At 64.7% G+C, this 12,519-nt stretch carries 10 protein-coding genes and 1 tRNA gene; 4 read left to right on the top strand and 7 right to left on the bottom strand.

What is annotated here, in order from left to right:
• Nucleotides 1-122 precede the first annotated feature (122 nt).
• A complete protein-coding gene (locus MQH31_RS07315) occupies nt 123-1,799 on the bottom strand; it encodes a DUF885 domain-containing protein (RefSeq protein WP_243011469.1) in 1,677 nt (558 codons plus the stop codon).
• Nucleotides 1,800-1,852: 53 nt separating this feature from the next.
• On the bottom strand, nt 1,853-4,525 hold the full coding sequence (gene polA / locus MQH31_RS07310; RefSeq protein WP_243011468.1) for a DNA polymerase I: 2,673 nt from the start codon (nt 4,523-4,525) through the stop codon (nt 1,853-1,855).
• 53 nt (nt 4,526-4,578) lie between these two features.
• Between polA and MQH31_RS07305 the strand changes: the two genes are divergently transcribed.
• On the top strand, nt 4,579-5,004 hold the full coding sequence (locus MQH31_RS07305; RefSeq protein WP_134531912.1) for a hotdog fold thioesterase: 426 nt from the start codon (nt 4,579-4,581) through the stop codon (nt 5,002-5,004).
• A gap of 103 nt (nt 5,005-5,107) precedes the next feature.
• Here MQH31_RS07305 and MQH31_RS07300 read toward each other — a convergent pair whose 3' ends face one another.
• Nucleotides 5,108-5,713 carry an ANTAR domain-containing response regulator gene (locus tag MQH31_RS07300; RefSeq protein WP_134366651.1) on the bottom strand — a complete coding sequence of 202 codons (606 nt, stop codon included), beginning with the start codon at nt 5,711-5,713 and terminating at the stop codon, nt 5,108-5,110.
• Nucleotides 5,714-5,751: 38 nt separating this feature from the next.
• Between MQH31_RS07300 and MQH31_RS07295 the strand changes: the two genes are divergently transcribed.
• Nucleotides 5,752-5,837, top strand: a tRNA-Leu gene (locus MQH31_RS07295).
• A gap of 109 nt (nt 5,838-5,946) precedes the next feature.
• On the opposite strand, the gene MQH31_RS20985 is transcribed toward MQH31_RS07295, so the two are convergent.
• On the bottom strand, nt 5,947-6,171 hold the full coding sequence (locus tag MQH31_RS20985) for a hypothetical protein (protein ID WP_372488121.1): 225 nt from the start codon (nt 6,169-6,171) through the stop codon (nt 5,947-5,949).
• Nucleotides 6,172-6,852: 681 nt separating this feature from the next.
• Here MQH31_RS20985 and MQH31_RS07285 point away from each other — a divergent pair.
• Nucleotides 6,853-7,779, top strand: coding sequence for an alpha/beta hydrolase (locus MQH31_RS07285; RefSeq protein ID WP_243011467.1), 927 nt, complete (start codon nt 6,853-6,855; stop codon nt 7,777-7,779).
• A 592-nt stretch (nt 7,780-8,371) separates the two neighbouring features.
• On the opposite strand, the gene MQH31_RS20855 is transcribed toward MQH31_RS07285, so the two are convergent.
• Nucleotides 8,372-9,724, bottom strand: coding sequence for an alpha/beta hydrolase (locus MQH31_RS20855; RefSeq protein ID WP_243011466.1), 1,353 nt, complete (start codon nt 9,722-9,724; stop codon nt 8,372-8,374).
• Between the two features lie 379 nt (nt 9,725-10,103).
• Entirely contained in the window at nt 10,104-10,946 is an 843-nt protein-coding gene (locus MQH31_RS07275; RefSeq protein WP_243011465.1) for a helix-turn-helix transcriptional regulator, read from the bottom strand.
• A 153-nt stretch (nt 10,947-11,099) separates the two neighbouring features.
• Here MQH31_RS07275 and MQH31_RS07270 point away from each other — a divergent pair, with 153 nt between their 5' ends.
• On the top strand, nt 11,100-12,044 hold the full coding sequence (locus MQH31_RS07270) for an SDR family oxidoreductase (protein WP_243011464.1): 945 nt from the start codon (nt 11,100-11,102) through the stop codon (nt 12,042-12,044).
• 83 nt (nt 12,045-12,127) lie between these two features.
• Here MQH31_RS07270 and MQH31_RS07265 read toward each other — a convergent pair whose 3' ends face one another.
• A complete protein-coding gene (locus MQH31_RS07265; RefSeq protein ID WP_134531915.1) occupies nt 12,128-12,367 on the bottom strand; it encodes a hypothetical protein in 240 nt (79 codons plus the stop codon).
• Nucleotides 12,368-12,519: the final 152 nt, after the last annotated feature.

Below are 12,519 nucleotides of genomic sequence, written 5' to 3'. Positions count from 1 at the left end.
GTGGGGATTGTGAACTCCGCGCATGGCAGCGGATAGTTCGTCACAAACGTGACAGTCAAGCTTAGCGGTTTACAGGGGCGACCGGCAACATCCGCGTGTCGATGCGAGCGCGCTGAGAGCGGTCAGAACAGCAGCGCCGTGCGGAGGGTGTCGAGGCCGACGCCGCCGAGGTCGAGGGCCCTCCTGTGGAAGTCCTTGATCGAGAATGCCGCACCGGCTTTGGCCTTGCTGGCGTCGCGGAGTTCCTCCCAGATGCGCTGGCCGATCTTGTACGACGGCGCCTGTCCCGGCCAGCCCAGGTACCGGTTGACCTCGAACTGCACCGTGCTCTCGTCGACGTTCGCGTTGCGGCGGAAGAAGTCGAAGGCGTGCTCCGCGGTCCAGGGGCCGCTTCCGTCCGGCAGGGTCTTGCCGAGGTGCACGCCGATGTCGATGACGACGCGGGCGGCGCGCATCCGCTGGCCGTCGAGCATGCCGAGACGGTCGGCCGGGTCGTCGAGGTAGCCGAGCTCGCTCATCAGGCGTTCGGCGTAGAGCGCCCAGCCCTCCGCGTGCCCCGAGGTGCCCGCGAGCTGGCGGCGCCAGGTGTTCAGGATGCCGCGATTGTGCACGGCCTGACCGATCTGCAGGTGGTGGCCGGGAACGCCCTCGTGGTAGACGGTCGACAGTTCGCGCCAGGTGGAGAACTCGGTGACGCCGGCCGGAACCGACCACCACATCCGGCCGGGCCTGGAGAAGTCGTCGCTCGGCCCGGTGTAGTACACGCCGCCGTCCTGGGTCGGGGCGATCAGGCACTCCAGGGCGCGGATCTCCTGCGGGATGTCGAAGTGGCTGATGGACAGTTCGGCGACGGCGCGATCGCTCGTCTCCTGCATCCAGCGTTGCAGCGCCGCCGTGCCGTGCAGGGTGCGGCTCTGGTCGGCGTCAAGGTGGGCGATGGCCTCCCGCACGCTCGCGCCGGGCAGGATCTGCCTGGCGATGCCCTCCTGCTCGGCGACCATCCTGGCGAGTTCCTCGATCCCCCACTCGTAGGTCTCATCGAGGTCGACCGCGGCCCCGAGGAACCGGCGGGACTGGAGCGCATAGATCTCCCGGCCGACCGCATCCGCCTCGGGCGCTGACCGCTCGAGTTCGTCGCCGAGGAAGGCGGCGAGTCCGGAGTATGCGGCGGCGGCGGCGCGGGCGCCGGCGCCGAGGTCGGTCGCGAGGCTCGCCGGGAGGCTCCCGGTCGCGGGGCTCGCCTCGGCGGCGAGCGTTGCGAAGAAGCCCGTCTTCGCCGCGTGGCGGCGGGCCTGCACGGCGACTTCACGCACCTGGCGCTTCGCGGGCATGACGCCTTCGCGGATGCCGAGGCGCAGGGTCTCGATGTAGCCGGCGACGGCCTCCGGCACGGCTCCGAGCCGCGTCGAGATGGTACGCCAGTCCTCGACGGTGTCCGTCGGCATCAGGTCGAAGGCGGCACGGATGTCCTGTGCCGGTGAGGCGAGATTGTTCAGGTCCCGCAGCGGCAGGCCGGCATCGGAGCTCTCGACTCCGAGGGCGAGTTCGCTGCGCAGGTCGGTGCGGGTGACCTCGTCGACCGCGTCGACGACGACGGCGGCATCGAGGCGTGCGATCGTGGCGAGGGACGCGAGCCGGTGCCGTTCGAGGCCGGCCGGAGAATAATCGCCGTAGCGGTCGCCGCCGTCGGTGCGGCCGATGTAGGTGCCGATCGTGGGGTCGAGGTCGACGAGAGTGTCGACCCAGTCTTCGGCGATCGCGTCAATCGCTGTGGGCGTGCGCACGGTGTCTGGGCTCATGGACCGAGCCTAGATCACCGCGCCCACGGCGACACAGCGGGAGAGGACCGGGCTCAGTGCGCCGCGGCGTCCCAGTTCGCTCCCCTGCCGACCTGAACGTCCAGCGGTACGAGCAGCGCGGCGGCCGTCTCCATCCTCTGGGTGACGACGGTGCGGAGGGCGTCCCACTCGCCGGGGGCGACTTCGAAGATCAATTCGTCGTGCACCTGGAGCATCATCCGGGACTCGAGGCCTTCCTCGCGCAGGTCCTCGGCGATGTTGTTCATCGCGATCTTCATGATGTCGGCGGCAGAGCCCTGGATCGGCGCGTTGAGCGCGGCCCGCTCCGCGTTCTCCCTGAGCACCCGGTTGGAACTGTGCAGTTCGGGGAACGGGCGACGACGGCCGAAGATCGTGGCGGTGTACCCGTCGACCTTGGCCTGTTCGACGACGTGCCGCAGGTAGTCGCGCACGGCGCCGAACCGGGCGAAGTAGTCCGTGATGAGCTGGCGGGCTTCCTTCTGGTCGATGCGCAGCTGCTTGGAGAGGCCGAAGGCACTCAGGCCGTACGCGAGCCCGTAGGACATGGCCTTGACCTTGCTGCGCATCTCGTTCGTGACGTCCTCCGGCGTGACCCCGAAGACGGATGCGCCGACGAAGCGGTGCAGGTCCTCTCCGGCGTTGAAGGCTTCGATCAGCCCGGCGTCCTCGGAGAGGTGCGCCATGATGCGCATCTCGATCTGGGAGTAGTCCGCCGTCAGGAGGCACTCGGCGTCCGGGCCGGCGTGGAAGGCCGCGCGGATCCGGCGGCCTTCTTCGGTGCGCACCGGGATGTTCTGCAGGTTCGGGTCGGCAGAGGAGATCCGGCCCGTCGCGGTGCCGATCTGCACGTAGTTGGTGTGGATGCGTCCGGTCGCGTCGATCGCCTTGTCGAGCGTCTCGACGATCTGACGGAGCTTGGTGGCGTCGCGGTGCTGCAGCAGGAGACCGAGGAAGGGGTGCGGGTTGCTCGCCTGGAGATCGGCGAGGGCACCGGCATCCGTCGTGTACCCGGTCTTGTTGGCGCGGGTCTTCGGCATGCCGAGCTGCTCGAAGAGCACTTCCTGGAGTTGCTTGGGCGAGCCGAGGTTGACCTCCCTGCCGATCTCGGCATACGCACCGGCGGCATACTCCGCCGCCCGCTCGCCGAGCTGGGCCGACAGGGTGGAGAGCTCCTCGTGCGACACGGCGACGCCGGTGAGTTCCATGTCGACGAGGGTCAACAGGGTGGGTATCTCGATGTCGGTGAGCACCGACTGGGAGCCCGGATCGAGCTTCGACGCGAGGACCGCCGACAGCCGGTAGGCGTACCAGGCCTCGGCAGGCACGCCGCCGGACTGGGACTCGTCCGGCACGAGTTGGTTGGGGTCGGCGACGGCGAGCGTCTCGTCGAGGTAACGGGTGACGAGGTCGGCGAGGGTCTTGTCCGGTCCGCCCGGGCGCAGCAGCCACGCGGCGACGAGAGTGTCCGTCGCAAGACCGCCGAAGCCGAGGCCGCTGCGGCTCAGGGCCTTGAGCTGGTGCTTGGCGTCGTGCATGATCTTGGGCGCGTCGCTCGCCAGCCAGTCTTCAAACGGCAGGTAGTCGGTGCGTCCGGGCTGCCAGGGCAGGTTCACCGATTCCAGCGGCCCTGAGACGCCGAAGCCGATCGCCTTGCCGTCCTGGACCTCGACCTGGAGTCCCAGTCCGCCCGGGTTGGCGGCGGTCGCACGGGAGAGCCAGGCGCCGAGTTCCTCGTCGAGGAGGTCCTTGGCGACGGGGGCGGTGGGGACGTCGTCGCGCTCGATCGGGACGACGGTCGCGGTGGCCTCGGCTCCCCCGCCCTCGAGCTTGATCACGCGGTCGAGCAGGCTCTTGAACTCGAGCCGTCCGAACACGTCCCGCACGGCGGCCTCGTTGATGGGGGCACGGACGAGGTCGGGAAGTTCGACGGGAAGTTCGAGGTCGGTCACGAGGCGGTTGAGGCGGCGATTGCGGATTGCGTTCTCCTTCTGCTCCCGCAGGTTGTTGCCGACGACGCCCTTGATCTCGTCGGCGTGCTCGAGGATGCCGTCGAGGCTGCCGTAGAGGCCCAGCCACTTGACCGCGGTCTTCTCGCCGACCTTGCTGATGCCGATCAGGTTGTCGCTCGTCTCGCCGACGAGGGCCGCGACATCCGGATACTGGGCGGGGTCGATGCCGTACTTCTCGCGCACGCGGGCGGGGTCGTACCGGGTGAGGGCAGAGACGCCCTGGCTGGCCGGGTAGAGCAGCGTGACGTTCTCGTTCACGAGCTGGATCGCATCCCGGTCGCCGGAGACCACGAAGACGTGGAAGCCCTCCTTCGTGCCCCTGACCGAGAGGGTCGCGAGAATGTCGTCCGCCTCGAAGTCTTCCTTCGTGAGGGTCTTGATGTTCATCGCGGCGAGGGCCTCCTGCAGGAGCGGCACCTGACCCTTGAACTCCGGCGGGGTGCTCGCCCGGGTGCCCTTGTATTCCGGGTACTCACGGGTGCGGAAGGAGGCCCGTGAGATGTCGAAGGCGACGGCGATGTGCGAGGGGTTCTCGGTGCGCAGCAGGCTCAGCAGCATCGAGATGAACCCGTGGATGCCGTTGGTGTGCTGGCCGTCCCTGGTCTGGAAACTGTCGACCGGGAGCGCATGGAACGCCCGGTAGGCCAGGGAATGGCCGTCGATGATCATCAGGGTAGGCTTTTCGGAATCCGACACACAGACAGCCTACAAGCGTCGTCCGACGGCGCAGGGCCCTATCCAAGGCGACCATGACCCAGACGACCGAAGACGCCCTCAGCTGGGTGCAGCAGCGCGGCGGAGGAGCCCTCGCCGACAAGATGGGCATCGAATTCCTCGAGTTCAGCCTCGAACGGGCCGTGGCACGGATGCCCGTGCTCGGCAATACCCAGCCGGCGATGCTCCTGCACGGCGGCGCGTTCGTCGTGCTCGGCGAGAGCCTCGGGTCGATGTCCGCGAACCTGCACGCGGGACCGGGCAAGCTCGCCGTCGGCATCGAGATCAACGCGACGCACACGCGCTCGGCCACGAGTGGGTGGGTCACCGGCGTCTGCACGCCGATCCACCTCGGGCGCACCCTCACGACGCACTCGATCGAGATCGACGACGATCAGGGCAGGCGCTGCTCCACGATCCGGATCACCAACCTGATCACCGACCGCCCCGGCATCGCCTGATCGGCACGCACGTCGCTCGTCGCACGCCACACGCCACACGCCGCACGACAAAGGCGGGCCCGGTCGCCATTGACCGGACCCGCCTTTCGTTTCTGCTGGTGCGTTACTTCTTTGCGGAAAGCTGTTCGATGATCGCCTGGGCGACATCGTGCATCGTGAGGCGGCGGTCCATCGACGCCTTCTGGATCCAGCGGAACGACTCCGGCTCGGTGAGGCCCATCTTCTCGTTGAGCAGGCCCTTGGCCCGGTCGACGAGCTTGCGGGTCTCGAAGCGCTCGACGAGGTCGGCGACCTCGGCCTCGAGGGTGATGATCTGGCTGTACCGCGACAGCGCGATCTCGATCGCGGGAAGCAGGTCGTTCGGGGTGAACGGCTTGACGACGTATGCGAGTGCTCCGGCTTCCGTCGCACGCTCGACGAGTTCCTTCTGGCTGAAGGCGGTCAGGAGGACGACCGGGGCGATGTGCGCCTTGGTGATCCGCTCCGCGGCGGAGATGCCGTCGAGGTGCGGCATCTTGACGTCCATGATCACCAGGTCGGGTCGGAGCTCGGTCGCCAGGGCGACAGCGGTTTCGCCGTCGCCGGCCTCGCCGACCACCTCGAATCCGGCGTCACGGAGGATTTCGACGATGTCGAGACGAATGAGGGACTCATCCTCGGCCACGACAACACGGCGAGGAGGTACTGGGGTTGAATCTTGGTCGGTCACGGGTCAAAGCCTACGGTATTCTGAACCAGGTGTTGTGAGCCGGTGTGGCGGAATGGCAGACGCGGAGCACTCAAAATGCTTTGTTCGAGAGGACGTGTGGGTTCGAGTCCCACCACCGGTACCAGCACAGGCCAGGTATAAAGCGAAACTCGGGCAAATCACGCGTCGTATGCCCAAATTTCTCCCGCACGTGCAGCAGCGACTGCGTGATCGAGGCGGTCTGCCAGGGCGTCTCAGTCGTCGTCGAAACGGTCCGCGCAGGTGTCGAGAGTCATGGCCGCGGAGGCGTGACCACGCATGCCTTGATCGGCTTTCACTTTCCCTTGCATCGTTGCGCCGGCTCGCTGATCGTTTTGGGGTACGGCGCCGAACGTGCGACGCGTGCTTTGGGGATCCGGCCAACGTGGGATGAGCTCGACCTCAGGAACGAGCAGGTAGAGGACGAGGATCACGACCACAGCAGCCGATGTTGCTGAAGCGGACTGACGCCAAGAAGCCTCAGGCCTGCTGAGCCCTTGAGCAAACTCGTTGCCCGTACGACACGGTCCACGCACACCGTTCCCCAACACCGATAGTGGAGGATTCAGGAAATCGAACCTGACACGGTGCACCTACTTGCACATCCCCCGGAAACTTGATCGTAACGCGGGCAATCAGAGAGCGCAATTCCGCGAGTATGTTCGACGCGCTCACAGGCGTCGCGACCGTGAGTCTCGATGAGCAACGATCGGATTCACGAAGATGGTCGCGGTCGACAACACCCTCGAGGGGAGGAGTTTCACCTCATCGCGAGGTTCATTGACGCGGGGGGAAGGTCCGAAAGCCATCGTCGGCTCCAAGAGAGTCGTTCCAGCCCGGTCTCCCACGCAAGCCAGGGGTATATGCGGCCTGGTCTCGAGGCAGACGGCGACATCCCCTCGCACCCATCCCCCAATTGTGAACGAGGACGTCCGGATCACAACCGAACACCATAGACGCTCGCCGATCCAATTATGCAGAACTGTCAGCGATGTCCGGCGATAGAACATCTCATCGTTGTGCAGGGTTTCGAGGTCCAAGACGATGGTTTATGGGAGGAAGGGTTCCCGATACTGTTAGTGCGGTACTCCAAAGTCTGGCTGCCAAGGCAGGACCAAACGATGCGCCTCTCACGTTATGGCCGCCGGTCGGCTCTGGTGGTCGGGCTTGTGACGACATCGACCCTGATTGCCGCCATCTCCCTTACGGGATTTCCTTGGACAGCGGGGAAGGACCAGGTCGTCGTCCCAACAGTTGGGTCGATCGAAACGGTGCACATTCCGGCGACCGCGTCCGGATTCGTCGCACGCGATGCCGAGGTTTATCTGCCTCCCGCAGCGTTGGCGCCCGACCCCCCAGAACTGCCCTTTGTGCTCATGATGATGGGCCAGCCAGGAAGTCCAGACGCTACCTACATCGGTTCGGTTCTTGACTCCTTTGCGGCCACTCACCAGGGTCTGGCGCCGATTGTGGTCGTTGCCGACCAGCTCGGCGATCCGAATGTCGATTCGCTCTGTCTCGACACGGCGATACATGGGAACGTTCAAACGTATCTTGAACAGGACGTCATCGCGTGGGCGCGTACCCATTTGAATCTTCGCAGCGATCGGGCTGCCTGGACGGTCGCTGGTTTCTCCAACGGTGGGCAGTGTGCGATATCTCTAGCGACCAAGTTCCCGGGAACGTGGGGCAACGTAATCAGCGTTTCCGGAACTACGTATGCGGGAATCGAGTCCGAGCCCGATGTACTCGCCGGCGTCTTTGGCGGGGATCAGGCTGCCTACGACGCGACAAAACCCGCCACCATCATGTCGGTCACGCATTTTCCAGATACTGATGCCGTATTTACGTTCGGTGAGGATGATGCCTTCATCGGCCCTGCGCAGAAGGCGCTCAGCTCGGACGCCTTGGATGCCGGCATGGAAACCAGCTTATTCGAAGTCCCAGGGGAAGGACATACGGTCGGGGCTCTCGTCGGGGGACTCACCAAAGCTTTCGACATTCTTGCCGCGCGCCTCGGCCTCGGCCTCGAGAAGCAGCAGCGCTAACGATGCGGGCGCTTCCAAATTCTGACAACCACGTGACGGCCTGGTCTCTCCGAGCGGGAGGTCCGTTTGATTGGAGAAGGAGGAGGCAGCAGTCAGATCTGAGTTAGAACGGCGATCCGGTCACCTAACGAAGCGTTCGCGGTCAAAGTCCACATGCATGCAGTATCCCCGTTTGCCTATGGGTGACTGAGCATTTATAGTCCGTGGATGTCGGGCAACATCAAATCCAGCGCGATGACATCAGGTCGAGACTCTCTGACAACGGCCAAAGCTTGATGACCTTGTGCAGACGAACGTTGTGGTCACAGTGCTGCCGACGAAAGTGCCGATACTCCACGGCGTCAGAGTTCACTATGACGACGCTGCATGAACCAACGTGCTGCTTGAACGAGCTATCAGGTTGGGCGTTCGCTAATTTGCGGGCGTGGGCTCGTTTCAGCGGCCTTGGCGAACCTCCGAGAGCGGCCTAGGACTTCAGCGTTGATTGGAACCGCGTGACGATTCCTCTCTCACGCCAGGCAGTTTCGGGCCCGCGACATGGGGCCGGGTCCTCCGTGGCGAACGCAGTTGGTGACCGCCTGTCGCGATGCGTTCACGAGGAGGGTTTCTGAAGTCCAAATCGGGGGTAGAGCACGTTAAGTCCTGTGGGGAATCCAAACTTCACAGCGTCTGCTGCGTGTGTGACCCCGGGCCCGGTTAGCCGGACCGTTGTCATACCGGCTGTCTTGGCCGCTGCTTCGGCCGTCGTTGCCTCGGCGGTGTACGTGGGGTCTTTCTCCCCAGACGTGAAGATTGCATACATGTCGGTGTAGTGATGAGCCTTCATAATGTTGAGCGGTTTCTCGGCGTCGTAGGCAGCTTGGTTTCCTGCAAAGCCGTTGCGAAGGGTTGCGCTCTCTGAGCCCAGCGAGGGCGCAATCTCCCCGGAGATGTCCAGCAGCGACCCGAAAACTTCCGGGTGTTCTGCCCCGAAGGATAGGGCGCATGTGCCACCGTTGGAGTAGCCTCCTATCGCCCAGTTCTGGCGCCCGTTGGCCACGTGCAGGGTCGCATGAATGTAGTCGAGAACGTCGCTCATGACGTACGTGTACACTCGCCCGGCGGGCGAGTCTATGCACAAGGGATTCTTCTCTGGACTGCCTATTTGGTCAATCGTGAGCACGATCGGTGACAGGCCGTGGTTGGCAGCCGCCATCGAATCAAGGGTCTGGACAAACAGGGAACTCTGATCGGGGCCGCCCGGCTGACCCATCATCATGATCAGAATCGGCAAAACTGGAGGATCGGGCACAAGCGCCGCTGGCGGTAAGTATAAATATGCCGGCCTCGCCGCGAACCCCGACGCCTTATTCGGAATCGTCACGGTTCCGTACTGGCCCTTGGCTGGCATTCCGGCCGGCGCTTTCCATGTCGTCCAGAGCGGCGCCGCGGACTCGGACGGAACCTGGGATATCGGGGCGGTCTGAGGCGGCACCGTCAGCGGTTGCCCGACGTTAATATTGAACAAGGAAGCCAGTGTCGGGTTGAGCCCATACCCAGCATTGATACCGAACATCGCCGTCACGAGAACGAGAGGGATCGTGGTCGCGGCAATGACTCTTCTCCACCCTCGTGAACGCCACAGGCTCGCGATGGCGACGCCAACAGCCGCAAAGGCTCCGGTTACCCAGTACCGCGTATCGGATTGCAACGGTGTCCCGAACACGTTGAGGCCAAGTTCTGTGATGCTCAGAGTGACAACCGCCGCGATCGCCCCGAGCCCAGCGGCAATAAGAAGGGTACGCACCCGTCGGAAAGTAGGACGTCGTCGAAGCGCTCTCCTTCCAACGACCAATCGTGGTTCCCGTCGCACGATGAGATAGATCAACGCTGCGATACTCAGTGCGCTGAAAACCACCACAATCCGTCCATCGACGATGTTGAAGGTCAGCAGTGAGTTGGTCACGAAGTAAAGTATCCCCTGCCGTCGCTGTGCGATTGCCTACCCGATACCGGTCCGGGACTGTGGAATAGACGTCGCAGTCGTCTTCTTCGACGCTTCCTGTCGATCGCATCAGAGCTCGTGCGCAATCCTGCACGGGAAGGTCCGTTGTGCAGAAGCGTCCTGGCGTTGGACCTCGGCAGTCAACCGGCCCCTGACGGTTGAAATCATCTGGCCCGGTGAAGCTGCGACCCGGCAGAATCGACGTCCGCAGACACTGAAAGTTGTGACATCCCACTCGGACCGGAACTTGAGACCTGCCAGTCCGAGTGTGGGTCGACGCGGCAGCGAATACCTAATAGAGCAGAGCACTTCCAACGCTCCGCTGGCGGCCAAAGCCGATCTAGATGAGCGCCTGAGAACCGATGACCGACAGCAGCTGCAGCTTGTCGTAGCTCTCGCTGCCTGGCACGGCGGTGTAGACGAGCAGGAAGTGCGACTGGTTCGGGTCGAGCAGCGTCTGGCACGTCAGTTCCAGACTGCCGAGTTCGTGGTGGACGAAGTGCTTCACCTCGCGCGGCCGGATGCCGATCTCATGGAGATTCCATGCGTCACGGAACTCCTCGCTCACATCGAGCAGCACGTCAGCGAGGTGGGCCGCCCTGGAGCCGCGGCCGCGCACCGTGACGGTACCCCGAAGCCCGGAGGCGAACATCCTGGCCATGAATGCATGTTCTTCCGGTGCGTAGAGCTCTCGCGTGGCGGGGTCGGTGAACCACCGGTAGCCGAGGCTGCGGTCCAGTCCGCTGAAGCTGGTGAGGTCTCCGGTGAGGGCAACGCCCAGCGGGGTCTGGCGCAGTGTCTCGCCGAGCTCCGTGACGATCTCCGCCGGGGTGTCGTGCAGCCGGTCGAAGATGCGCAGCAGGCCGGGCCCGATGTGATCGCCTCCCCCGCCACGCGCGGGAGGGTTATGTCCGGCAAGACGGAAGAGGTGGTCCCGCTCGTCGAAGGACAGATGCAGACCCTGCGCGATCGACGCGATCATCTGCTCGGATGGTTGCGGTCCACGCTCCTGCTCCAGTCGCGAGTAGTAGTCAGTGGACATGAAACTCAGCGATGCTGCTTCCTCACGCCTCAGCCCCAGTGTGCGGCGCCGCTGGCCGCGCGGCAGACCCACGTCTTCGGGCTGGAGTGCTTCCCGGCGTCGGCGAAGGAACTCCGCCAAACCCGCCCTGTCGATCTCCATGTGCTCCTTCGGTATGAGTCATTTCTACTCGCTCCGCGCCGTCCCCATCCATGGATCGACAATCCCCCCTTCCTTTCGATGGGGGGATCGTCCGTCCCTGAATGACGGCGGGAATCGTCGCCAGACTGAAGGACCCAGACAGCAGGAGCAACCATGCCACGCACATCGATCGACATCACCGTCCCCGACCTCACCGGTACACGTGCCGTGATCACCGGCGCGAGCGACGGAATCGGACTCGGGATCGCCGCCCGGCTCGCAGCCGCTGGGGCCGATGTCCTGCTGCCCGTTCGCAACGCCGCAAAGGGTGCGGCCGCCCTCGCGACCATCCGTCGCTCCGTGCCCGACGCGCTCGTGTCCCTCCGCGAACTCGACCTCTCCTCACTGGAGTCTGTCGCTGCCCTCGGCGAGACGCTGAGCGCGGAAGGCGAGCCGATCCATATCCTCATCAACAACGCCGGCGTCATGACTCCGCCTCGTCGCCAGACAACGGCGGATGGGTTCGAGTTGCAGTTCGGCACGAACCACCTCGGCCACTTCGCCCTGGTCGGTCACCTTCTTCCCTTGCTGCGGGAAGGCAGGGCGCGCGTGACCTCCCAGGTCAGTGTCGCGGCGAACGAGAAGGCGATCAACTGGGTGGATCTCAATTGGGAGCGGTCGTACAACGGGATGCGCGCATACAGTCAGTCGAAGATTGCGTTCGGGCTCTTCGGCCTCGAACTCGACCGTCGCAGTCGCACGGGCGGCTGGGGCATCACGAGCAACCTCTGCCACCCCGGAATCGCGCCGACGAATCTGCTCGCCGCGCGACCAGAGCTCGGCCGCGCCGAGGATTCCGTCGGCAAGCGCGTGATCGGCGCTCTCTCCCGGAGGGGCATCCTGGTCGGCACCGTGGAAACCGCTGGCCTTCCGGCCTTGTACGCGGCGACGAATCCCGACGCCCCTGGTTCCCGGTTCTATGGTCCGAGCGGGCCGGGACACCTCGGTGGCGGACCCGGGGCGCAGAAGCTCTACTCCCGCCTCACGAGCCAGGAGGATGCACGACGAATCTGGGCGGCGTCAGAGAACCTGACGAAGGTGACGTTTCCCGCCGCGTGACCCCGCGGCGTTCGGAGCCTTCGACGTGGCCGGCGCCGGCACGCCGCCTGCGCCTGCGCCCGCTGCGTACGAGTACCGCTCCCCTACCGCGGAGGGTCGCTCGGACCGCCGCGTGTGCCTTTGTGCGGCTCTTCGATGATTCGCACGTTGCGGAGAGACACCGTCTCCGTCATCAGTAAGTCGAGCGACGTGACGAACAGGCGACCGATTTGCTCGTCGGTCGCGTGGGCATCCGCGACGTCGACTCGAAAGCCCTGCGCCTGTAGCCCACCCTCGTTGGAGAACGTGATCTCCGCGTCGAACACCGCTCGATACTGGGTCATCGCCCGACTCCTTCTTTCGGTGTTTCCATTCCACTGAAGATAGCGGTCAGAGCATCAGCTTTTCCGCCGTACGAAGCGCCGAAGGGTTCCGGCGGTCCCGCCGACTGACTGCGAGCATCCACCGGTCTGACGGCTGCTGAGCACTGGCTTCA

This window comes from Cryobacterium zhongshanensis (assembly GCF_022760445.1).
GTDB classification, from domain to species: domain Bacteria; phylum Actinomycetota; class Actinomycetes; order Actinomycetales; family Microbacteriaceae; genus Cryobacterium; species Cryobacterium algoricola.
This window is presented reverse-complemented; position numbering and strand designations above follow the sequence as displayed.